This is a genomic window from Streptomyces sp. NPDC025721 (assembly GCF_055558595.1).
Genome location: NZ_JBVHMF010000018.1, coordinates 15,143 through 37,870, shown reverse-complemented (window position 1 = coordinate 37,870; position 22,728 = coordinate 15,143). Strand labels below are relative to the sequence as shown.

General features: G+C 71.5%; 20 protein-coding genes. 11 read left to right on the top strand and 9 right to left on the bottom strand.

Translation table 11 applies throughout. The features are described from left to right. Nucleotides 1–42: 42 nt before the first annotated feature. Nucleotides 43–828 carry a dienelactone hydrolase family protein gene (locus ACZ4EF_RS23775; protein WP_391050530.1) on the bottom strand — a complete coding sequence of 262 codons (786 nt, stop codon included), beginning with the start codon at nucleotides 826–828 and terminating at the stop codon, nucleotides 43–45. A 100-nt stretch (nucleotides 829–928) separates the two neighbouring features. On the opposite strand from ACZ4EF_RS23775, the gene ACZ4EF_RS23770 reads away from it, so the two are divergent. Both ACZ4EF_RS23770 and ACZ4EF_RS23765 read left to right on the top strand, forming a co-directional pair. Further along, complete coding sequence (locus ACZ4EF_RS23770; RefSeq protein ID WP_355336900.1) at nucleotides 929–2,098, top strand: adenosine deaminase; 1,170 nt, start codon at nucleotides 929–931, stop codon at nucleotides 2,096–2,098. A 92-nt stretch (nucleotides 2,099–2,190) separates the two neighbouring features. After that, entirely contained in the window at nucleotides 2,191–2,547 is a 357-nt protein-coding gene (locus ACZ4EF_RS23765) for an ATP-binding protein (protein ID WP_467506343.1), read from the top strand. Between the two features lie 140 nt (nucleotides 2,548–2,687). On the opposite strand, the gene ACZ4EF_RS23760 is transcribed toward ACZ4EF_RS23765, so the two are convergent. From ACZ4EF_RS23760 to ACZ4EF_RS23745, 4 genes are all read right to left on the bottom strand, one after another. After that, a complete protein-coding gene (locus ACZ4EF_RS23760) occupies nucleotides 2,688–3,176 on the bottom strand; it encodes a VanZ family protein (RefSeq protein ID WP_355336902.1) in 489 nt (162 codons plus the stop codon). Nucleotides 3,177–3,221: 45 nt separating this feature from the next. After that, a complete protein-coding gene (locus ACZ4EF_RS23755) occupies nucleotides 3,222–3,821 on the bottom strand; it encodes a hypothetical protein (RefSeq protein ID WP_402711140.1) in 600 nt (199 codons plus the stop codon). Between the two features lie 116 nt (nucleotides 3,822–3,937). Beyond that, nucleotides 3,938–5,680 (bottom strand): ATP-binding protein, encoded by a 1,743-nt coding sequence (locus tag ACZ4EF_RS23750; RefSeq protein WP_467506342.1) that lies wholly within the window; start codon nucleotides 5,678–5,680, stop codon nucleotides 3,938–3,940. Further along, nucleotides 5,677–6,354 carry a response regulator gene (locus tag ACZ4EF_RS23745; RefSeq protein WP_188279231.1) on the bottom strand — a complete coding sequence of 226 codons (678 nt, stop codon included), beginning with the start codon at nucleotides 6,352–6,354 and terminating at the stop codon, nucleotides 5,677–5,679. The genes ACZ4EF_RS23750 and ACZ4EF_RS23745 overlap by 4 nt, the downstream gene beginning before the upstream one ends. A gap of 284 nt (nucleotides 6,355–6,638) precedes the next feature. On the opposite strand from ACZ4EF_RS23745, the gene ACZ4EF_RS23740 reads away from it, so the two are divergent. Continuing rightward, nucleotides 6,639–7,466, top strand: a complete 828-nt coding sequence (locus tag ACZ4EF_RS23740) for a SigE family RNA polymerase sigma factor (RefSeq protein ID WP_467346818.1) — start codon at nucleotides 6,639–6,641, stop codon at nucleotides 7,464–7,466. A 209-nt stretch (nucleotides 7,467–7,675) separates the two neighbouring features. On the opposite strand, the gene ACZ4EF_RS23735 is transcribed toward ACZ4EF_RS23740, so the two are convergent. Next, complete coding sequence (locus ACZ4EF_RS23735) at nucleotides 7,676–8,320, bottom strand: ATP-binding protein (RefSeq protein ID WP_467506341.1); 645 nt, start codon at nucleotides 8,318–8,320, stop codon at nucleotides 7,676–7,678. Nucleotides 8,321–8,435: 115 nt separating this feature from the next. On the opposite strand from ACZ4EF_RS23735, the gene ACZ4EF_RS23730 reads away from it, so the two are divergent. Then, on the top strand, nucleotides 8,436–8,810 hold the full coding sequence (locus tag ACZ4EF_RS23730; RefSeq protein WP_402711137.1) for a hypothetical protein: 375 nt from the start codon (nucleotides 8,436–8,438) through the stop codon (nucleotides 8,808–8,810). 175 nt (nucleotides 8,811–8,985) lie between these two features. Here ACZ4EF_RS23730 and ACZ4EF_RS23725 read toward each other — a convergent pair whose 3' ends face one another. The 3 genes from ACZ4EF_RS23725 to deoC are packed head-to-tail and all read right to left on the bottom strand — an operon-like array spanning nucleotide 8,986 to nucleotide 12,312. Continuing rightward, nucleotides 8,986–9,861: an aldehyde dehydrogenase family protein gene (locus ACZ4EF_RS23725; RefSeq protein WP_391123310.1), complete on the bottom strand. Its 876-nt coding sequence runs from the start codon at nucleotides 9,859–9,861 to the stop codon at nucleotides 8,986–8,988. Then, a complete protein-coding gene (locus ACZ4EF_RS23720) occupies nucleotides 9,854–11,320 on the bottom strand; it encodes an aldehyde dehydrogenase family protein (protein WP_391050583.1) in 1,467 nt (488 codons plus the stop codon). Before ACZ4EF_RS23720 ends, ACZ4EF_RS23725 begins: the two co-directional genes overlap by 8 nt. A gap of 47 nt (nucleotides 11,321–11,367) precedes the next feature. Further along, nucleotides 11,368–12,312, bottom strand: coding sequence for a deoxyribose-phosphate aldolase (deoC, locus tag ACZ4EF_RS23715; RefSeq protein ID WP_355336909.1), 945 nt, complete (start codon nucleotides 12,310–12,312; stop codon nucleotides 11,368–11,370). A gap of 749 nt (nucleotides 12,313–13,061) precedes the next feature. On the opposite strand from deoC, the gene ACZ4EF_RS23710 reads away from it, so the two are divergent. The 7 genes from ACZ4EF_RS23710 to ACZ4EF_RS23680 all read left to right on the top strand — a co-directional run bounded on the left by ACZ4EF_RS23710 (nucleotide 13,062) and on the right by ACZ4EF_RS23680 (nucleotide 22,652). Beyond that, on the top strand, nucleotides 13,062–13,757 hold the full coding sequence (locus tag ACZ4EF_RS23710) for a PH domain-containing protein (protein ID WP_467506340.1): 696 nt from the start codon (nucleotides 13,062–13,064) through the stop codon (nucleotides 13,755–13,757). A 259-nt stretch (nucleotides 13,758–14,016) separates the two neighbouring features. Beyond that, nucleotides 14,017–14,403 (top strand): YegP family protein, encoded by a 387-nt coding sequence (locus ACZ4EF_RS23705; RefSeq protein WP_355336911.1) that lies wholly within the window; start codon nucleotides 14,017–14,019, stop codon nucleotides 14,401–14,403. A gap of 246 nt (nucleotides 14,404–14,649) precedes the next feature. Beyond that, nucleotides 14,650–15,678, top strand: a complete 1,029-nt coding sequence (gene pstC, locus ACZ4EF_RS23700; protein ID WP_355337214.1) for a phosphate ABC transporter permease subunit PstC — start codon at nucleotides 14,650–14,652, stop codon at nucleotides 15,676–15,678. A gap of 108 nt (nucleotides 15,679–15,786) precedes the next feature. Next, nucleotides 15,787–17,124, top strand: coding sequence for a phosphate ABC transporter permease PstA (gene pstA, locus ACZ4EF_RS23695; RefSeq protein WP_467506339.1), 1,338 nt, complete (start codon nucleotides 15,787–15,789; stop codon nucleotides 17,122–17,124). Further along, nucleotides 17,121–18,884: a phosphate ABC transporter substrate-binding protein PstS gene (locus ACZ4EF_RS23690; protein ID WP_467506338.1), complete on the top strand. Its 1,764-nt coding sequence runs from the start codon at nucleotides 17,121–17,123 to the stop codon at nucleotides 18,882–18,884. The genes pstA and ACZ4EF_RS23690 overlap by 4 nt, the downstream gene beginning before the upstream one ends. Next, complete coding sequence (locus ACZ4EF_RS23685) at nucleotides 18,871–21,324, top strand: hypothetical protein (RefSeq protein WP_467506337.1); 2,454 nt, start codon at nucleotides 18,871–18,873, stop codon at nucleotides 21,322–21,324. Before ACZ4EF_RS23690 ends, ACZ4EF_RS23685 begins: the two co-directional genes overlap by 14 nt. Before the next feature lie 218 nt (nucleotides 21,325–21,542). Further along, nucleotides 21,543–22,652 carry a hypothetical protein gene (locus tag ACZ4EF_RS23680; protein WP_355336915.1) on the top strand — a complete coding sequence of 370 codons (1,110 nt, stop codon included), beginning with the start codon at nucleotides 21,543–21,545 and terminating at the stop codon, nucleotides 22,650–22,652. The last annotated feature ends 76 nt before the right edge of the window (nucleotides 22,653–22,728 follow it).

Below are 22,728 nucleotides of genomic sequence, written 5' to 3'. Positions count from 1 at the left end.
TGGTGCGGCCACGGTGGGGGGCGCCCTCCCCCGGGGGGCGGGTCAGACGCGGAGGGACTTGCCGAAGCCGGAGGCCAGGGGCATGCGGAGGCCGAGGGGCGGCGGAGCCGCGAGGGCGTCGGCGATGGGCCGGGCGTGGGGCCGGTCGAGAAGCGAGCCGAGGACGAAATCGGAGGTGAGGGCGAAGACCTCGCTGCGGTGCTGGTGGAGGCCGTGACCGTCGGAGTGCACCTCGAAGCGGCAGGTGTCGCGGTTGACCTTCTTGAGGCGTTCGGCGAAGCCGTAGGAGATGTCGGGCGCGGTGGACTCGTCCTCGGTGCCGTGGACGAGCAGCACGCGCCGCCCGATGAGCTGCTTGACCGGCTCGGGCTCGGCACCGCGCGGCAGCCACGGAGAGAGCGCGACGACGGAGGTCACGGCGGGGTGACCGGCGGCGTGGAGGGCGGCCCGCGCGCCCATGTCCATGCCGACGAGGCAGACGGGCACGTCACCGTAGCGCCGTACGGCCTCGCCGACCGCCCACTCGGCGTCCTCCGCCGGATGCGCGTGCCCGCCGTTCCAGCCGCGGAAGCGGTAGTGCACGACGTGCGCGGCCACCCCGTCGGCGGCCCCCTCGCGGACGAGATGGCGGGCCAGCGGCCACATGACGGCCGCCGCCACCGGGGAGCGGCGCCGGGTGCTCAGCGCGTCACCGCCGGGCAGGGCGAGCACGACGGCGCGCACCGTGGCGCCGGTATCGTGTTCGCGCTGCCTCGGCGCGGGCACCAGCCCGGACGGCACCGGGCGGCCCAGTCGTGCGCCACGCGCCGGTAATGCTTGGGAAGCCATGGCGCAACGATGGCAGACGCAGGGGTGTGCACTGTATGGCCGGGCGGAAAATTGTTGTGCGCAGCGCGATATCTACGCGCGTAGGGGCTATCGTTTGAGCATGCAGAACCCCAAACCGAGCACTCCCACCCCGGAACAGATCCGCCGCGCCCCCAAGGCGCTGCTCCACGACCACCTCGACGGCGGCCTGCGCCCCGGCACGATCGTGGACATCGCGCGCGCGACCGGTTACGACGCGCTGCCCGAGACCGATCCGGACAAGCTCGGCGCGTGGTTCCGCGAGGCCGCCGACTCCGGTTCGCTGGAGCGGTATCTGGAGACGTTCGCGCACACCTGCGCCGTGATGCAGACGCGGGACGCGCTGGTACGGGTCGCCGCCGAGTGCGCGCAGGACCTGGCGGCCGACGGCGTGGTCTACGCCGAGATCCGGTACGCGCCCGAGCAGCACCTGGAGCGCGGCCTGACCCTCGAAGAGGTCGTCGAGGCGGTCAACGAGGGCTTCAGGGAAGGCGAGCGCCGGGCGCGCGAGGACGGCCACCGGATTCGCGTCGGCGCGCTGCTGACCGCGATGCGGCACGCCGCCCGCTCCCAGGAGATCGCCGAACTGGCCAACCGCTACCGGGACCTGGGCGTCGTCGGCTTCGACATCGCGGGCGCCGAGGCCGGTTACCCGCCCACCCGGCACCTGGATGCCTTCGAGTACCTGAAGCGCGAGAACAACCACTTCACGATCCACGCGGGCGAGGCGTTCGGCCTGCCGTCCATCTGGCAGGCGCTCCAGTGGTGCGGCGCCGACCGGCTCGGGCACGGCGTGCGGATCATCGACGACATCTCCTCCGACGGGCGCGGCGACCAGGTCAAGCTCGGCCGCCTGGCGTCGTACGTGCGCGACAAGCGCGTGCCGCTGGAGATGTGCCCCACCTCCAACCTCCAGACCGGCGCGGCCAGCTCGTACGCCGAGCACCCGATCGGTCTGCTGCGGCGGCTGCACTTCCGGGTCACCGTCAACACCGACAACCGGCTGATGTCCGGCACCAGCATGAGTCAGGAGTTCGAGCACCTCGTGGAGGCGTTCGACTACACCCTCGATGACATGCAGTGGTTTACCGTCAATGCGATGAAATCAGCGTTCATCCCTTTCGATGAACGTCTGGCCATGATCAATGAGGTGATCAAGCCGGGGTACGCGGAGCTGAAGGCCGAGTGGCTGTTCCGGCAGTCGGCCGCCGCACCGACCCTGGCCAGCGATTCCGTGCCCGACGAGGGCTGACGGAACACCTTCACGGCGCGGCCGGCCCGAGGGGTGACAGCCGCGCCACGCCGTTTGCACGGCCGGTCAACATCTGACTACGTTCCGAAGTCATGCAGACCCGTACCCAGAAGACCCTCGCCACCACCGTGCTCGGCCTCGCCTTCGCCGCCGCCGCGGCGGGCACCGCCTCCGCGGCCTCCCTCCCGGCCCTGCCGGTCACCGACCAGGCCGGTTCGCTGCTCGGCCACGCCGGTTCGCCCACCGTGCTCGACGGGACTCCGGTCGGCACCGCCGCCAAGCTCCTGCCCGGCGCCGCCGACAGCGCCAACGGCGCGCAGCAGGCGCTGACCAACGGCACCTCCGCGCTCCCCGGCAACCCGGGCAAGCTGCTGCCCTCCGGCAACCAGGTCAGCCCGGCGAACGGCCTCCTCGGCGGCCTCCCGGTCGGCGGCCTCACCGGCAAGTAGGCCGCGGACACGTCGGCGCGTCTCCACGTACGCACGTAGGCACGTCGGCACGGAGCAAGCAGGCAGGCACCGGCCGGAGTACGTACCGCCTCGGCGCGTACCGCCTCGGCGCGTACCGCCTCGGTACGTCGGCCGACCGGTCAGACCCCCACGGGCCGCGCCCCCGCCGAGCGATCCTCGGCAGGGGGCGCGGCCCGCTTGCGTGCCTCGCGCCTGCGCAGCGCGCGCCGCGCGGGCGGCACCACCAGGAGGTGCGCCAGCGCCACGCCCGCCGTGTTGAGCAGTAGCGCGTCCACGTCGAAGAGCTGGCCCGGCACCATCGTCTGAAGGAATTCCAGGGTCAGCGACACCATCAGCGAGGCGAAGACCGTCCGCGCGAAGGACGCGAAGCCCGAGGTGCGGACCCGGCCGCCCGCCATCGGCAGCAGCACGCCCAGCGGCGCGAGCAGACCCAGGCCCTCGGCGATCCGCCGGGCCGCCTCGCCCGCGCTCATCGCCAGGTCGGCGCGGATCGTGCCGAACGGCCGCAGATTCGGCGCGGGCACCCACGCCACGTAATGCGGACGCAGCAGCAGCCAGGCGACGAAAGCGAGGTACGCGGCGGTGAGCAGCAGCCCGGCCGCGCGCACCCTGAAACTGGAGCCTTCGTGCCGCACGCCCTCCAAGACGCGGCTTCACCCCACCGCGGTTCCCGCGCTGTCCGCGGCGTCCGGGCGGGTCCGCAGGTCGGGCGTGCAGGCGTAGCGGCGCGGCTTGCTGTCGGGGTCGTCGCCGCCGAGCACCACACCGCCGTCGCCGGTGACCGACGGGTCGTCGACGAGCGTGCAGACGATCTGCGCGAGCGCGAACGACGGCAGCTCGTCCACCGGCTGGTTCAGCCGCAGCGCGTTCTCGGGATCGCCCTTGAACGGCCCCAGGATTTCCAGGCTGGCCGGCACCTCGGTGGAGAAACCGGCCTGCGCCTCGGCCGACAGCGGGCTGCGCTGCAACTGCGCGACCAGCTCCCTGACCTGCGTCAGCCGGTCGATCCTGCCCGGCCGCAGCGTCACGTTCCGCTTGACCGGCGTGGTCTGCATGCTGCACACCAGATACACCTGGCGTACGACGGTGTCCGTCTCCGGCGCCTTGCCGTCGCGCGGCACCGCGCACGACACCCGCGACGGCGCGGGCCCCGCGTCCACCGGGACCGTGGTCGACCGGATGCCGCAGCCGCCGATCAGCGGCAGCGCGGCGAGCAGGACGACGGCCAGCACCTTGCGTGGCGCATGTCTCATCCGGCCGAGGCTCATCGGGCGGCGTCTCATCGAGCGCTGGTTCATCAGGCCGTATCTCGTCGGGCCGTATCTCGTCGGGCGGTGTCTCGTCGGGCGGTATTTCGTCGGGCGGTGTCTCATCGCGCGTCACCGCCGGGCCCCTGCGACGTGCCCGTGGCGCCCGAGCCGTTCGCGCCCCCGTCGCCGTCCGCGTCGTCCTCGTCCTCGTCGGTGCGCGGCCTGACCGGCAGCCGCAGCGTGAAGACCGCGCCGCCGTCCGGGGAGTTGGCCGCCGTGATGTCGCCGCCGTGGATGTGCGCGTTCTCCATCGCGATCGACAGGCCGAGACCGCTGCCCTCGGAGCGGGCGCGCGAGGCGTCGGCCTTGTAGAAGCGGTCGAAGACATGCGGGAGGACGTCCTCGGGGATGCCGGGGCCGTGGTCGGAGACCGCGATGACGACGTCGCCGTCCGCGCCCCCCTCCCTGCGCAGGCTGACCCGGACCGGGGAACCGCCGTGCTTGAGCGCGTTCCCGATCAGATTCGCCATGATCACATCCAGCCGTCGCGGGTCCAGGGTGGCCAGCAGGCCGCGCGGCGCGTCCAGTTCGACCGAGTCGACCCACGCCCTGGCGTCCATGCAGGCCATCACCATGTCCGCGACGTCGACCTCGTCGACCCGCAGCTTCGCGGTGCCCGCGTCGAAGCGGGTGACCTCCATCAACGTCTCCACCAACTCGTTCAGCCGCCGCGTCTCGCTGACCACCAGCCGTACCGCCGGGGCGATCATCGGGTCCAGCGCCTCCGCCTCGTCCTCCAGCACATCGGTGACCGCCGTGATGGCCGTCAGCGGGGTGCGCAACTCGTGCGACATGTCGGCCACGAAGCGGCGGCTGGCCGCCTCCCGCGCGCTCAACTCCTCGACGCGGCTCTCCAACGCCTCGGCCGCGCTGTTGAACGTCCGTGACATCTCGGCGAGTTCGTCGGTGCCCGACACCTTCAGCCGGGTGTCCAGGTGGCCTTCGCCGAGCCGCTGCGCCGCCTCACCGAGCCGCCGTACCGGACGCAGGACGGTCGAGCCCGCCGCCTGGGCGAGCAGCGCGGCGCCCACCAGAGCGAGCAGGGTCGCGATCCCCAGCGACCAGGCGAGGGAGTTGAGGTCCTTGCGCTCCGCGTCCAGCGACTTGAGCATGTAGCCGGTCGCGCCGTCGTCGTTGATCCGCGCGCCCGCCACCAGATACGGGCGGCCCTGCAACGAGATCCGCATCCACCGCAGGTGGTAGCGGTTGTGGTCCTTGGTATCCGGGGTGTTGACCGCCCGCTGCAACTGCGCGGGCACGTCGTCCAGCGTGAACACGTCCCGGTTGGAGGGCGCGGCGCACGGCGCGTTGTCCCGCGTCGTGTCGATCAGCACCACCTGGTACGTGTCGGGTCCGCCGATCCGGCCCGCCGCCGTGTTCAGCGACTCGCAGGTCGGCGAGACCGGCAGCGAGGCCGCGTTGCGCTGCAAGGAGTCACGGAAGTCGTTCAGCGCGCTGTTCTGCGCGCGGGTCAGCACCGCGTCGCGGTTGAGCCAGTACGCGATGCCGGAGACGGAGACGGCGGCCGTGAGCGCGACGGCCGCGAAGACCGCGACCAGGCGCAGCCGCAGACTCGTCCAACGCACCATGCCGGGCGACCAGTTCCAGCCCCGGTCGCGTTCCTGGCCGGTGGCGGAGCCGTTGCCGGTGCCGGTGGCGGTGGCGGTGCCGTCGGAACCGCCGTCGTCCGAAGGGCCGTTGTCGGTCGGGCCGCTCTCAGAGGGGTCGTCGTGCCGATCCTGCCGGTCGTGCCGATCCTTCCCGCCGTGCCCGCCGTTCCCGTCGCCGAACCGCGATTTCACTGGGGCGTGTCCAGGCGGTATCCCACGCCTCTGACCGTACGGATCAGGGTCGGTGACGACGGCACGTCCTCGATCTTGGCGCGCAGCCGCTGCACACACGCGTCGACGAGACGCGAGTCACCGAGGTAGTCGTGCTCCCACACCAGACGCAGCAACTGCTGCCGGGACAGCGCCTGTCCCGGCCTGCGGCTCAGTTCGAGCAGCAGGCGCAGCTCGGTCGGCGTGAGCTGAAGGTCCTCGCCGTCCTTCGTCACCGTCATGGCACTGCGGTCGATGACGATCGCGCCGAAGGCCGCGGAGTCGGTGCTGTCCCGCTCGCCGCGCCGCAGCACCGCCCGGATGCGGGCGTCGAGCACCCGCGGCTGCACCGGCTTGATCACGTAGTCGTCGGCCCCGGACTCCAGCCCCACCACCACGTCGATGTCGTCGCTGCGCGCGGTGAGCAGGATGATCGGGAGCTGGTCGGTACGGCGGATGCGCCGGCACACCTCGAACCCGTCGATCCCCGGCAGCATCACGTCCAGCACGATCAGGTCGGGGCGCTGCTCCTTGAGCAGCTTCAGGCCGTCCTCGCCCGTCGCAGCGGCCACCACGCGGTGACCCTGACGGGACAGGCCGAGTTCGAGGCCCGTACGGATGGCGTCGTCATCCTCGATAAGCAACAGGAAAGGCACGCCGGTCATTGTTGCCTAACGACGGCGTCCGCATGAAGTGCGGGGACCTTCTCCCCTGACATGCCCCTGCCCGCGTGACCTGCTCGTGACCTGCTGACCGGGGGTGCCGCAGCCGGGCCGACCGGCCGGTCACGCGGCGCGCGGCCTCTGTGACGGGCCTGTGACACTCGGCGGACAGCGTCATGAAACTGGCCCGGCAGTCTGTTGTCACATCGGAAGAGCGCACGCCGTACCGGATGCGACGCCGAAGACCACGCATCAGGTTCCAACGACGGGGGCGGGACATGAACACACTGCACATCACCACCGACACCGCGGTTCATGCGACGCACACGCACTCGGCGCACTCCACGGGGACCTGCGCCGTCCGCACCACGGAGAAGGCCGGCGCCGCGAACGGACGGGGGTACGTACGCGGCGCCGTACGCGGCACCTCGTACCCGACGAGCGCCCGGCACCGCCCGCCGTTCATGGCGGCGGTCGACAGCGGCGCCGAGCACCAGGCGAAGCCCGTACCGTCCGCGACCACCGCCGACCAGCCGTCCGGCACCTTCGACGGCGCCGCCGCCCGCACCCCGGCGCGGGCCGAGGCCGAAGCGGCCTTCACCGCCTACGTCCAGGAGCGCCGCGCGTCGCTCTACGCGACCGCGTACCACCTCACCGGGGACCGCTTCGCGGCCGAGGACCTGCTCCAGAGCGCCCTGTTCTCCACATACCGGGCCTGGGACCGGATCAGCGACAAGGCGGCCGTCGGCGGCTACCTGCGGCGCACCATGACCAATCTGCACATCAGCGCCTGGCGGCGGCGCAAGCTCAGCGAGTACCCGACGGAGGAGCTGCCCGAGACGGTCGGCGACACCGACGAGATGGGCGGCACCGAACTGCGCGCCGTCCTGTGGCAGGCGCTCGCCCGGCTGCCCGAGCAGCAGCGCACCATGCTCGTGCTCCGCTACTACGAGGGCCGCACCGACCCCGAGATCGCCGACATCCTCGGGATCAGCGTCGGCACCGTCAAGAGCAGCATCTGGCGCTCCCTGCGCCGCATGCGCGACGACGAGGCCCTGAGCTTCGGCCGCGACGAGGAGGACGCCTTCGGCGAACTGGTCGCCTGAGGGCCGTCCGAGGCCCAGCTCAAGGCCAAGGATTTCCACACGCCGGTACGGGGGCCGGTCGGGGGGACACGGGGGAGCAGGGGGGAAACGGGGGGGACCCGGGGGGTACGGGGGAGCAGGGCCGGACGGCCAGGGGAATGCCGTCCGGCCCTGTCGTACGTCCGCTGCCGTACAGCTCTACAGCTTTGCGGCTTTATAGCTCTACGGCGTCACGCCTCGGCCGGGACGCGGGGCAGCGGGGGCGCGGGGGTGACGGCCGCGGCGATACGTTCCAGCGCCTCGTCACGGCCGCAGGGGTGGCAGCCGAGAGCGGTCTGACGGGCCACGATCGCGCGTTCCGCGCGCATGAGGTTCCAGCCCCTGCGGACCAGGAACGGCACCGACTTCCGCGCCTCGCGCAGATCCCGTACGAAACGCCGGCGCGCCGTCGTCGTCGGGCGTCCGCGCAGGCACAGCGCGTCCGCGAGCAGCCCCAGCTCCCGGCAGCGCCCGGCGATCTCGGCGGCGAAGATGCCTTCGGCGACGAAGACGGGCGCTCCGCCGAGGTCGAGGCGGGTACGGCCGGTGACCGAACTCGTCGCGATGTCGTAGACCGGGGTGTCGGCGGCGCCGTCCGCGCAGAGCGCGGCCACGGCCGTGAGCGCCGCGTCCGCGTTCCACGAACCCGGGGCGTCCCAGTCGGTGCCCGCGCCGCTGGGCAGGGCGGGCAGCGTCGGGTCGTCGCACGCCTTGTAGAAGTCGTCGAGGGCCAGCACCGGCAGTCCGGCACGGGTGGCGAGGGACGATTTGCCGGACCCCGAGGGGCCGGTCAGCAGGATCACACGGGAGCGAAGCGACACCGGGGATGAACTCACGGAGAACAATTGTCCCGTATCCCCGGCCGGGGGACGACCCGCCGTAGGACAACTACCCTGCGCGGTCATTGCGTTACGCTGCGCCAGGAAGACTCCCGTCGACAGGAACCGGTCCATGCCCTCGCTCCGTACCGCCCTCGCCCTGACCCTCACCGCCGCCGCCGTCGTCGTACCGGCCGGTGTCGCCGCCGCCGATCCCCTCGCGGCGGCCCAGAGCGCCACCGACGCCCTCCCGACGTCCGACGTCACCTCCGCGCTCCCCACCCAGTACGTCACCGGCGCACTCGGCGCGGGCGTCGCCCCCGTCCGCGACCTCACGATCGATCCGTTGAGCAACACCGGTGTCGACCCGCTCGACAACGCCGTCGGCTCCCAGGTCGCCGATTTCCACCCCGTCTCCACCTCCGCCGTGACCGCTCCGATCACCAACGGGGGCTCCCTCGGCACGCTTCCCCTGGTGGGACCTGTCACGGGACTCCTCCCGCACTGAGCGGTTCCTTTGCCGGGGACGGCAGGCCGATTTTTCAGGGGCGCGGGGAACTGCGCGGCCCGCCCCCACCGGCCGGTGGTCCGGAGACCACCGATCTGCCCCTCTGGGGCGGGTGGTGACGTGCACGCACGTCGTGGCTTGTCGCGCAGTTCCTCGCGCCCCTACGGGGGACCCGTCAGGCGCCGATGGGGTGCCAGACGGTTTTGGTCTCGAGCCACGCGGTGAGGCGGGAGAGGCCGGGGTCCGTACCCCAGTCCTCCGGCGCCGGACGGCGCACCCGCTTCAGGTTGTCGGCCGCGCCCCGCTCCAACTCGGCGGCGAGGTCCGCGTCGGCGCCGGTGAGGTCGAGGCCGTTGACGTCCTGGTGGGCGGCGAGGGGCGCGGCGATCTCGGAGGTGCGGCCGGAGAGGATGTTGACGACGCCGCCCGGCACGTCGGAGGTGGCGAGGACTTCGCCGAGGGAGAGCGCGGGCAGCGGCGAGCGCTCGGAGGCGACGACCACCGCGGTGTTGCCCGTGGCGATCACCGGGGCGAGGACCGAGACGAGGCCGAGGAAGGACGAGTCCTGGGGAGCCAGGACGGCGACCACACCGGTCGGCTCGGGCGTCGAGAGGTTGAAGTAAGGACCGGCCACCTGGTTGGCGCCCCCTACCACCTGGGCGATCTTGTCGGTCCAGCCCGCGTACCAGACCCAGCGGTCGACGGCGGCGTCGACGGCGGCCCCGGCCTTCGTCTTGGAGAGCCCCTCGGCCTCCGCGACCTCGCGGACGAACTGCTCGCGCCGCCCCTCCAGCATCTCCGCGACGCGGTACAGCACCTGCCCGCGGTTGTACGCGGTCGCGCCCGACCAGCCGGACACGGCCTTGCGGGCGGCGACCACCGCGTCCCGCGCGTCCTTGCGGGACGCCTGCGGCGCGTTGGCCAGCCAGGCGCCGCCCTTGGAGTCCGTCACCTCGTACACCCGACCGCTCTCACTGCGGGGGAACTTGCCCCCGACGTACAGCTTGTAGGTCTTGAACACGCTCAGCCGAGCGTCGCGGACGTCAGACATCGAGGTACCCCTCCAGGCCGTGCCGACCGCCCTCGCGGCCGTAACCGGACTCCTTGTAGCCGCCGAAGGGGGAGGCCGGATCGAACTTGTTGAACGTGTTCGCCCACACCACACCGGCCCGGAGCTTGTTCGCCATCGACAGGATGCGCGAGCCCTTCTCGGTCCAGATGCCCGCGGACAGGCCGTACGGGGTGTTGTTGGCCTTCTCGACCGCCTCGGCCGGGGTGCGGAAGGTCAGCACCGACAGGACCGGGCCGAAGATCTCCTCGCGGGCGATGCGGTGCGCCTGGGTGACGCCGGTGAACAGCGTCGGCGCGAACCAGTAACCGGCGTCGGGCAGTTCGCACGCCGGGGCCCAGCGCTCGGCGCCCTCCTCCTCACCGGCCTGCGCCAGCGCGGTGATCCGGGCCAACTGCTCGGCCGAGTTGATCGCGCCGATGTCGGTGTTCTTGTCCAGCGGGTCGCCGACCCGCAGCGTCGCCATCCGCCGCTTGAGCGCGTCGAGCACCTCGTCCTGCACCGACTCCTGGACCAGCAGCCGGGAGCCCGCGCAGCAGACATGGCCCTGGTTGAAGAAGATGCCGTTGACGATGCCCTCGACGGCCTGGTCGACCGGGGCGTCGTCGAAGACGATGTTCGCCGCCTTGCCGCCCAACTCCAGCGTGACCTTCTTGTCCGTGCCCGCGACCGTACGGGCGATGGCCTTGCCGACCCCGGTGGAGCCGGTGAAGGCGACCTTGTCCACGCCCTCGTGCGCGACCAGGGCCGCGCCCGCGTCCCCGTACCCCGTCAGGATGTTGACGACACCGCGCGGGAGGCCCGCCTGGCGGCAGACGTCGGCGAAGAACAGCGCGGACAGCGGGGTGGTCTCGGCGGGCTTGAGCACCACCGTGTTGCCCGCGGCGAGCGCCGGGGCGATCTTCCAGGCCAGCATCAGCAGCGGGAAGTTCCACGGGATGACCTGGCCGGCCACGCCGAGCGGGCGCGGGTCGGGGCCGTAGCCCGCGTACGCCAGCTTGTCGGCCCAGCCCGCGTAGTAGAAGAAGTGCGCGGCGACCAGCGGGAGGTCGACGTCGCGGGTCTCGCGGATCGGCTTGCCGTTGTCCAGCGACTCCAGCACCGCCAGTTCGCGGGAGCGCTCCTGGATGATGCGGGCGATCCTGAAGAGGTACTTGCCGCGCTCGGCGCCCGGCAGCGCGGACCACTTCTCGAACGCCTTGCGGGCCGCCTTCACCGCGCGGTCCACGTCCGCCTCGCCCGCGCGCGCGACCTCGGCGAGGACTTCCTCGCTGGACGGCGAGACGGACTTGAAGACGGTGCCGTCGGCGGCGGCGGTGAACTCGCCGTCGATGAACAGGCCGTAGGAAGGCGCGATGTCGACGACGGACCGCGACTCGGGCGCGGGCGCGTACGCGAATTTCTGGCCGGGTCGCTGGCCGGGATTCCGGCCGGGCCGCATGCCGGGCTGGCCGGTGCTCTGGTCGGTGCTCTGGTCGGTCATGGTTTTCAGTCCACCGTCACGTAATCGGGACCGGAGTACCGGCCGGTGCTGAGCTTTTGACGCTGCATCAGCAGATCGTTGAGCAGGCTGGAGGCGCCGAAGCGGAACCAGTCGGGGGACAGCCAGTCGTCGCCGAGCGTCTCGTTGACCATCACCAGGTACTTCACGGCGTCCTTGGAGGTCCTGATGCCGCCCGCGGGCTTCACTCCGACCTGTACGCCGACGGCCGCGCGGAAGTCGCGGACCGCTTCCAGCATGAGCAGGGTGTTCGCGGGGGTCGCGTTGACCGCGACCTTGCCCGTCGAGGTCTTGATGAAGTCCGCGCCCGCCAGCATCGCCAGCCAGGAGCAGCGGCGGATGTTGTCGTACGTCGCCAGCTCGCCGTTCTCGAAGATCACCTTCAGGTGGGCGGCGCTCTCGCCGTCGGGGCGGGCGCACGCCTCCTTGACGGCGCGGATCTCCTCGAAGACATCCATGTAGCGGCCGGACAGGAACGCGCCGCGGTCGATCACCATGTCGATCTCGTCCGCGCCGGCCGCGACCGCGTCGGCGGTGTCGGCCAGCTTCACGTCGCGCGCGACCCGGCCGGCCGGGAAGGCCGTCGCCACCGAGGCGACGTGCACGCCGGAGTCGCCCAGGGCCTCTTTGGCCGTCGCCACCATGTCGGGGTACACGCAGATCGCCGCGACCTTCGGGGTCGTGCGGTCGGTCGGGTCGGGACGCACGCCCTTCGCGCACAGCGCCCGGACCTTGCCGTGCGTGTCCGCGCCCTCCAGCGTCGTCAGGTCGATCATCGAGATCGCCAGGTCGATGGCGTACGCCTTCGCCGTCGTCTTGATCGACCGTGTGCCGAGCGACGCCGCCCGCCCTTCCAGGCCCACCGCGTCCACCCCCGGCAGTCCGTGCAGGAAGCGGCGCAGGGCGCTGTCCGAAGCGGTCACATCCGACATCGTCGCCGTACGGCGCGCGGCATCGGGATCATAGGCGGGGACTACCGGCGTAGGCGGCGGCGAAGACATGGTCACCACCTCAGCATATCTACGCGCGTAGCAACCCGCCACCCCCCTCCGGGCGAGGGTTCCCCCACCCTCGACGGCCCCCGATCTCCCTGGGGCTCCCCTCTGAACCCTTCTCCGCCTTGGGCGGCGGGGCGATCTTTTGGGGGGCGCAGGACTGTGTCTTATCTGCGGCTGCCGCCGCGTGGGCGCTCCGCGCAGGTCACCGCCGGTCCCGGCGGGGCAGTCCGGTTGTTTTCCGGTCACCGGCCGGTGGTGGGTTGCTCGCGCAGTTCCCCGCGCCCCTGACGGGGCGGGCCCCTTTCGCATGGGGGGCGGGCCGATCGTTTGAGGGGCGCGGGGGACTGTGCGGCCAGTTGGAGCGTTCCCGCAGGTCGCCACCGGTCCCGGGCGGGGTGCCCCGGTTGTTTCCCGGCCAACGGCCGGTGGTGGGTTGCTCGCGCAGTTCCGGCGGGCCGGTCTTTTGAGGGGCGCGGGGAACTGCGCGGTCAGCCATGGCGCTCCCGCAGGTCGCCACCGGTCCCGGCGGGGCAGCCCGGATGTTTTCCCGCCTCCGGCCGGTGGGGGGTTGCGCCCGCGGTTCTGCGCGCGCCTGGCGGGAAGTGCGGGTTTGGGGGAAAGATGCGGGAACGCAACAGGGCTGGGGGCGAGGGCGGCGGCTCGGTGGGGCAGAATCGGGGATTATGACGAGCCACCACAACCGCCCGGCCGCGCAGGCCACCACGCCCGACCCGGCAGGCGGGACACCGCAGTACCCCGACCGGGTCTACCGCTCGGTGGCCGGACTGTGCGCCGGTGTGCTGCTGCTGGTGCTCGCGCTGTGGCTGGGCGGCGACGCCGTGGTGCACGGCAAGGGACACGCGCCGTGGCTGGCGCTGGCCTCACTGCTGCTGGCGGTCCCGCTGATCGTGGCGTTCACCTTGCGGCCCGCCGTCTACGCGGGCGAGCAGCGGCTCAAGGTCCGCAACCCGTTCAGGACGATCTCGGTGGCGTGGGCCGGCGTCGAGTCGCTGCGCGCGTCGTTCTCGAACGAGCTGTTCGCGGGCGGCAAGAAGTACCAGATCTGGGCGATCCCGGTCTCGCTGCGCGCGCGCAAGCGCGCGACCAAGCAGCAGATGCGCGCCAAGGCGGCGGGCGACGACCCCTTCGGCGCGCCCCCGCGCCGCAAGCCGCGCCCCGGCCTCCCGGTCGATGACGACGGCGCCTACCGTTCGCCCTCCGACCAGGCCATCCACGAGCTGCGCGAGCTCAAGGAGCGGCACGGCGCCGACGACGGCTCCGAGCCCCCGAAGCCCGAGATCCGCTGGGCCTACGAGGTCATCGCCCCGGCCGTCGCCGGTTTCGTCGTCCTCGTCGTCCTCCTCGCCATCGGCGGCTGACCTTTCCCCCTGAGGCCCCCTGAGCCCTGCGGAGGCCCCCCGGGCCCCCGCGCCGCCCGGCGCGCCCTGCGAACGTCACCCCTAGCGACCGTCCGTGAACAAGGGGCAACTTCGCGGTGAAGGATGCCGTGGGCAACCTGTGAGACAACCCTCAATTATCTGAGGCCACATACATTGCCCGTGCCGCACGATCTACCGCGCGTGCGGCCTTCCTCGACGTGGGGCGACAAAGAGGTCATCAGGGGTGGGGTTGCGGCAGATGGCAGGAGAGATCGGTGGGGCCAGTGTGGTGGGGACACGGTGTCAGATCGACATCGACGAGAACGGGTGGCACTCGTGGCGACTGACGGCGAACAACGGCCGGGTGATCGCTCTCGGGGCGAACGCGTATCCGGACGACGCCGCGTGCAGGGCGTCCTTCGAGGGGCTGTGCGAGAGCGCGGAGGGACTGGCGGGCGGAGTACAGCACGCCGCCGAGTCCAATGGATGGATCTGGCGGTTACGGGACAGTGAGGGTCGTGTGCAGGCCGTGTCGGCGCGGGCGTACGAGCGGCACTCGACGTGCCAGGCCGCGTACGACCGGTTCCGTCTGACGCTGCTCGGGCTCGGCGCCGCCGAATCCGTGCCCTGGGACGACGCGAGCTGACCGAAGAACCTCAACGGCCACGTTCCGTGCCGCGCCGACGCGCGGCGGGACGTGGCCGCCGTGTTTCCCCGCCCGGCCGGCCCCCGCGCCCGCCCGCGCCCCGCGCCCCGCCCGCCGCCCCCCGGCCCGTACGGCTGTACGGCCCACGTGATTCCGTACGGAAACCGAAGTTGCCCCTACGGGTGCTGTCGTTCACATCGGCTTGCGAATGCGGCCATCGCGGACCATGAGCGTCAATGCGTGACGATGCGAACACTGGCGAGAACCGGCGAGCCGGACCAGGGTGACGGGCCCGGAGCCGACAGCGCCCGGCGGCTGCACGCCGACTCGGGGCTGCCCGACCGGGTGTTCAGGGCAGTGGCGCGCGGCGGCGGCAGCCTGGTGCTCGTCGTGATGCTGCTGGTCGGCGGATTCCTGCTGTACCGGGCGTGGCAGGCGCTGCGCAAGGTGGGCGTTCCGGCGTTCCTGACCACCGCCGAATGGGACCCGGACGCCGGGCACTTCGGCATCGCGGCCGTCATCATCGGCACGGTGCTGATCGCGGCGGTCGCCATCGTCATCGCGGTGCCGATGGCGATCGGCACGGCGCTGTACATCTCGGAGTACGCCCCCGCCAGGCTGCGCCGCACGCTGGTCAGCACCGTGGACCTGATGGCCGCCGTGCCGTCGGTGGTCTACGGCCTGTGGGGGCTGTTCTTCCTCCAGGGCAAGGTGATCGGCCTGGCCCGCTGGCTGTCGACGTACTTCGGCTGGATCCCGCTCTTCCACGTGGACGGCGCCGACCCGCACGACCCGCTCGCCACCGCGACCGTCTACACCGCGTCCACCTTCGTCGCCGGAATCGTCGTGGCCATGATGGTCACCCCGATCATCTGCTCGATCATCCGCGAGGTGTTCTCGCAGGCCCCGGTGGGGGAGCGGGAGGGCGCGTACGCGCTGGGCGCGACCCGCTGGGGCATGATCCGCTCGGTCGTCCTGCCGTACGGCATGGGCGGCATGATCGGCGGCACCATGCTCGGCCTGGGCCGCGCGCTCGGCGAGACCATCGGCGTCTACCTGGTCATCTCGCCGATCTTCGTCATCCAGCCGCACATCCTCCAGAGCGGCACCAGCTCCGTCTCGTCGCTGATCGCGCTGCGGTACGGCGAGGCCAGCCCGCTGGGCATGTCCGCGCTGATGGCCGCGGGTCTGGCCCTCTTCCTCATGACGCTGGTGGTCAACTTCGCCGCTTCGTCGATCGTCGCCCGCAGCCGGTCCGGCGCCACCGCCGAGTAGCCGCCCAGTAGCCGAGCCGCCGAGCCGCCGCCCCACCGTCAGCCCGCAGCCGTCAGCCGCACGCACGCCGTAGGCCGAGCGATCGGCGGAACCAGGAGACCCCCTCGTATGACCACGGACGCACCGGACTCCGTCACCACGGCGCCGGAATCCGCCGGGACCGCCACCGCTCCGGCGCACCCGGCCCCGGCGCACCCGGCCACGAAGGCCCCCGGCACCGTCATCCCCGGCCCGCCCCCCGCGGCAGCGGAACGCCGGCGCTCCACCTCCACCGTCCGCCAGACCGACCTGCTCGGACTGCTCGGCTCGGCAGCCGCCTCCCTCTCCCTCACCTGGCTGTTCTTCGCCAGGATCGCCCCCTTCAGCGGGGCCCTCGGCTTCGTCGTCTTCTGGTACGCGCTGTTCATCGCGCTGTACGCGCTGCTGGTCTCCTTCGACGAGGACGGCCCGGTGGTGCGCGACAAGATCGCCTCCGCCGTGGTCCACAGCATCGCGGTGCTGCTGCTGGTCGCGCTGCTGTTCGTCGTCGTCTACACGCTGTGGTCCGGCCGCAGGGCGATACCGCACCTGAACTTCTTCACCCGGGACATGTCCGTCACCGGGCCGCTCGACCCGCTGAGCGCGGGCGGCATCAAGCACGCCGTGGTCGGCACGCTGATCGAGATCGGCATCGCCCTGGTCCTCACCGTCCCGGCGGGACTGCTGTGCGCGGTGTTCCTCAACGAAGTGCCCGGACGCTACGCGCGTTTCGTCCGTACGGTCGTCGAGGCGATGACCGCGCTGCCGTCGATCGTGGCCGGTCTGTTCATCTACGCCACCGTGATCCTCGCGCTGAACGTCCCCAAGTCGGGCTTCGCGGCGTCGCTGGCCATCTCCGTGATGATGCTGCCGATCATCATCCGCGCCTCCGACGTGGTGATCCGCCTGGTGCCCGGCACCCTGCGCGAGGCGTCGTACGCGCTGGGGTCGCCGCGCTGGCGGACCGTATGGCATGTGGTGCTGCCCACCGCCCGGTCGGGGCTGACCACCGCGGTCATCCTCGGTACCGCCCGCGGCATCGGCGAGACCTCTCCCGTCCTGCTGACGGCGGGCTTCGGCGCGAGCACCAACTACGACCCCTCGCAGAACCCGATGGTGTCGCTGCCGCTCGCGACCTTCGAGTTCGTGAAGTCCCCCCAACCCACCATGATCGCGCGCGGGTTCGGCGCGGCGTCGGTGCTGCTGGTGCTCGTCCTGGTGCTCTTCGCGCTCGCCCGGGTCCTCGGCGGGCGCGACGCGGGCCAGTTGAGCAGGCGCGGCACCCACCGCAGGGTCGTCGCCTCCCGCCGGGACACACGCCGCTTCACCGAGCGCGCCGCGGCGCGCGACGGCTACTCGTCGGCGTCGGCCGCCCCGGCCTTCGGCACGACAACAATCCAACCTGCACAGGGAGTTGACGGATCGTGAAGAGGATCGGCTGGACGGGCCTCAGGGCGGCGAGGGCGGCGAGGGCGGCAGCGGGGGCGATGGCCGCGCTGCTGATCTCGCTGCTGTTCCTCGGCCAGGCACCGTCGGCAAAGGCCGACTCGTACGCGAGGATCAGCGGCGCCGGCTCGACCTGGAGCCAGAACGCCGTCGACCAGTGGCGGGCGAGCGTCAAGAAGTACGGGATGACCGTCGACTACACGGGCAGCGGCTCGTCCGACGGCCGCCAGCAGTTCACCAACGGCACCGTCGACTTCGCCGTGTCCGAAATCCCTTACGGCATGACCGAGTTCGGGGTGCGTGAACCTCCGCCCAAGCGCGGCTACGCGTACATGCCGATCGTCGCGGGCGGCACGGCCTTCATGTACAACCTGAAGATCGGCGGCAAGCGGGTCACCAATCTGCGGCTGAGCGGCGGCACGGTCGCCAAGATCTTCACCGGCCGGATCACCAACTGGTCCGACCGGCAGATCGCCGCCGACAACCCCGGCCTCACCCTCCCGGCCCGCAAGATCATCCCGGTGGTGCGCTCCGACGGCTCGGGCACCACCGCCCAGTTCACGCTGTGGATGTCCAAGCAGCAGGGCGCGGTGTGGAACGACTACTGCAAGCGCGCCAACAAGCCCACCCCGTGCGGCCTGACGTCGTACTACCCGGTGATCCCCGGCTCCGGCTTCATCGCCCAGTCCGGCTCGCTCGGCGTGTCCGGCTACACCCGGCAGAACTACGCCGAGGGCGCCATCACCTACGTCGAGTACTCCTACGCGGTCACCACCGGCTTCCCGGTCGCCAAGGTGCTCAACGCCAAGGGCTACTACACCGAGCCCACCGCCTCCAACGTCGCCGTGGCGCTGACCCAGGCGCAGATCAACCAGGACGAGAACTCCTCGCAGTATCTGACGCAGATCCTCGACAAGGTCTACGCGTACCAGGACGCGCGGACGTATCCGCTGTCCAGCTACAGCTACATGATCCTGCCGACCTCGCTGGACTCGCCGCTGACCGAGGACAAGGGCAGAACGCTCGGCGCGTTCGGCTACTACTTCCTGTGCCAAGGCCAGTCGCAGGCCCAGCCGTTGGGCTTCTCGCCGCTGCCGAAGAACCTCGTGCAGGCCGGATTCGACCAGCTCAAACGCGTCCCCGGTGTGCAGGCCCAGACCATCAATCTGGCGGGCTGCCACAATCCGACCTTCTCCAGCGACGGCACCAACACCCTGGCCAAGAACGCGCCGTTCCCCAAGGCGTGCGACCGGCAGGGCACGCAGCAGTGCTCCGACGGCACGGGCGGCGCGTCCAGGCAGCCCACCTCGGTCAAGCCGCAGGCCAACGCCGCCTCCGGCGGCGGCTCCAATGGCGGCAACTCCGGTGGGAGCAGGGGCGGTTCCGGCAGTACGGGCGGCGGCTCGTCCGGCACCACGGCGGGCGCGAGCGGCGGTACGGGCACCACGTCCGGCGGCACCACGGCTGGTACGAGCGGCGCCGCCACCGGCGGTACGACCGCCACGGGCGGCACCGGCCAGAGCGTCGACCCCGACACCGGCCTGCCCGCGGGCGACTCCGGCGGCACCGGCGGCAACCAGGACATCGTCGCCTCCAGCGTCGGCGTCGGCAACGAGACCTTCTGGGGCATGCGGACCTGGCTCATGGGGCTCTCCGCCCTGGCGCTGCTGCTGGTCGTCCTCGCCCCGCCCACCCTCGCCAGGCGGCTGACCAGGAACGGGAGGCGTGATGGCCGCGCGTAACCACCCCGGAGCCGCCCGAGGCCGCGTCCTGTCGGTCCGCCTCGGCGCGCTCCTCACCTCGGTGCTCGCCGCCGTCGGCCTGACCCTGCTGCCACCGTCGGCGGGCGGCGGACAGGCCCACGCGGACACCGGCACGGACACCGGCTCCGCCGTCACCAAGCCCGGCACCAAGGGTCCCTACGACGACTTCTCGCACCTGAGGGTGACGGTCGAGCAGACGAGGAATCTGCGGACGCAGGGACTGAAGGTCTCATGGGCGGGCGGGGTGAAGAGCTCGCCCAACAACGCGGGCAACTACCTCCAGCTCATGCAGTGCTGGGGTGACGCGGCGACCGGCCCGACCCCGGAGCAGTGCGAGTACGGGAACCCGCCGCCGAACACGGGCGTGCTCAACGTCGGGCGGAGCGTGGGCAATCTGGACCCGCTGGAGCCGGCGCAGCACACCGTGCCCTTCACCACGGTGAAGGGCGCCAGCTCGACCGACGTCAACCAGTTCTTCACGCAGTACGCGACCAATGAGCAGGACCTCGCCACGACCGGCGTCGACGGCAGCGGCCAGACGATCTTCCAGGCGGAGGACGCGGACACCTCGCCGATCCTGGGGTGCGGCACGGTGGCGAGGACCGGTCAGGCGCCCGAGCCGTGCTGGCTCGTGGTCGTGCCCCGCGGCACCCACGAACCCGACGGCTCCGAAGCGCCGCCGCCCAACGGACTGATCAGCTCCCCGCTGTCCGCGGGGAACTGGGCCCAACGCATCGTGTTCCGCCTCGACTTCGCCCCGACCGACTCGCCCTGCCCGATCGGCCAGGACGAACAGCCCACCATCGGCTCCGAGATGATCTTCGAGGCGATGAGCTCCTGGGCGCCGACCCTGTGCACCTCGCAGAAGGTCACCTACGGATACGTTCCGCAGCTCGAGGACTTCTCCCGTACGCAGGTCACCAGCCCCGGCACGGGCTCGGCCGGACTCGCCTTCATCGAGAACCCGGTGCTGCCCCAGCCGGACGTGGCACCGGTCGTCCACGCGCCGGTCGCGGTCTCCGGACTCGTCATCGGCTACAGCGTCCAGGTCGCCGGATCGTCCCAACAGGTGCCCCGGATACGGCTGAACGCGCGGCTCGTGGCGAAGATGCTCACCGAGTCCTACCAGTGCGACCTGCCGGGCAACGACTTCCCGCGCGGCAGACTTCCGGCGAAGAACCCGTTCGGTATCGAGCGCGACCCCGAATTCGCGCGGCTCAACGCCGGTGTGCCCTACCCCGTGGGCAGTTCCTGCGGATTCGGTATCGGGGTCCCGCAGGGCGCGAGCGATTCGGCGGGGCAGCTGTGGAAATGGCTGCTCTCCGACCCCGACGCGCGCAACTTCCTTTCCGGAAAACCCGACCCGTGGGGCACGGTCATCAATCCGTATTTCCTGGAACTGGCACCGGTCAGCACCCCGCCGTCCGGCTTCGACAAGCCGGACCCGACGGTGTGGGCACCCGACAGCCGCTTCCCCGACATCCGGCTGACGGCCGTCGGCGTGAACCCGTACGGCAGCGGTCTGAGCGACGACGCCAGGACGGTCCGCAAAGCCAACAACGGCGGCATCACCGGCTTCAACCCCACGTCCACGCCCCCGGCGCTGACGAAGGCCGAGACGCAGCCCGCGGGTTCGAACTTCATCATGGGCCTGACGGACGCGGCCAGCGCCGCCCGCTACCGGCTCGGCACCGCCGAACTCCTCAACGCCGACGGCCAGTTCGTCGCCCCGACGGTCGACTCGATGACCAGGGCGGTGAACGGGATGAAGGCGGGCAAGGCCCCGGGCGTCCTGGACGCGGACCCCTCCGCGAAGACACCGGGCGCCTACCCGCTCACCACCGTCACCTACGCCGCCGCCTCCACCTCGCTGGACGCCGCCGACCGCAAGACCTACGCCGCGCTGATCCGGTACGCGGCGGGCTCCGGCCAGCGACAGGGCATCGGCTTCGGCCTGCTGCCGCTCGGCTACGCACCCCTGACCGCCACCCTGCGCGAACAGGCCCTCACGGCCGCGTCCGCCCTGATCGCCGGTGTGCCCCCGGCCACGGGACCGGGTGACACGTCCTCCAACGGCGGTTCCGGCTCCGGCCCCGGCGGTACGGGAACGGCCGGCGGCGGTGCGGGCGGCGGCGCCGGCCACGGAGCGACCGGCGGGGGACCGGGTCCGGGCGGCGCACCGCCCGCCTCGCCGTCGTCGTCGGCCCCCGCGGCCGGTACGACCAAGGGCTCCACCGGCGGACCCGCCGCCTCGCCCCCCGTCAGCAACGTCGCGCAGACCGGCGGCACCACCCCCCAGGCGATTCTCGGCGCCGTCCGCTGGGTGCTGCTGATCGTCCTCATCGCGGGCATCGCGGGCTCCCTGGCCGGACCCCTCCTGATGCGCGCGGGCGTAGTCCGCGGCAGGAAACCGGTGTGACGGGTACTTGGGCGCCCCTTGGAAGGAAAATAAAAGAGAATTTGGAATACCCATTGTTCACTTTTGCGGGGCGGTAATTTTGGTTGCCACTTCTTGAGGGGATCGGCAGGATCATTCATGGCCGGACCGACAGGTCAGGTCTTTTGGGGGGAATTATCAATTCTCCTTGCGTGTCACACGTCTGGAAATTCCATCCGCATCGACTCGGAGGAAATACAGTGAACGTGAAATTCGCCAAGCGGGCGGCGATCGTGGTCGGTACCGCGACCCTCGGTGTCACCATCGTGGCCGGTACGGCTCAGGCCGACCCGGCGGCCGGTGTCCACCGCACGCTCGTCGCGGTCGGCTCCGACACCACGCAGGACGTGCTCAACGGCCTCGGCAACAAGATCGCCGACCCGAACCCGACCGGTTCCTCGGACGGCAACCTGATCGCGTCCTACGACGCCACCGGTTCCTCCACGATCTCGACGCGGGACACCACCTGTGCGTCGGTCACCCGCCCCGACGGCTCGGGCGCCGGTGTCAACGCGCTGCGCGCCGACATCGCGGCCGGCAGCCACTGCATCGACTTCGCCCGGTCCTCCTCCACCCCCAACGCCACGGGCCAGTTCACCTTCATCCCGTTCGCCGTGGACGCGGTGACGGCGGCGACGGCGACCACCACCAACCTGCCCGCCAACTTCACGTACCTGGCCGGCGGTTCCTCCCTGACGAACGCCCAGAAGGCCACCTCCGACCTGACCCGGGTCTACAACTGCCTGGACACGGCGGGCAACCCGCTGCCGGCCGGCACGTACCCGACCATCGGCGGCGTCACCGTCCACCCGCTGGTGCCGCAGGCCGGTTCCGGCACCCGCAAGTTCTGGGCCTCGACGCTGGGCTTCAACGCCACCACCCTGCCGTCCTGCGTCAAGGACACCGCCGCGAACGGCGCCGCCGTCCAGGAGCACAACGGCAGCGCCCTCCAGGGCCCGAACGACCTCATGCCGTTCTCGATCGCGCAGCACATCGCGCAGGGCCGCTCCCTGCCGGGCGTGACCGACCGTCGCAACGGCGCGGTGCTCAAGACCGTCAACTCCACCGCGCCGCTGAACGCGAGCGGGAACCTCAACACCGCGTTCCCGGTCACGCGTGAGGTCTACAACGTCATCCCGGACAGCCGGGTGACCGGCGAGACGCTCATCAAGAACACCTTCGTCGGCAGCGCCTCCAAGGTGTGCACCGCCAAGTACGACTCCACCACCACGGTGATCAACAAGTACGGCTTCGGCACCGACACCAACTGCGGCAACGCGACCACCCTGGTCAGCCGCGACCTCGTCTGACCCGTCGTCTGACCCGTCACAGCGGCGGACCACCGTCCGCCGGGCCGGGCGTCCCTCGGGGGCGCCCGGCCGCTCC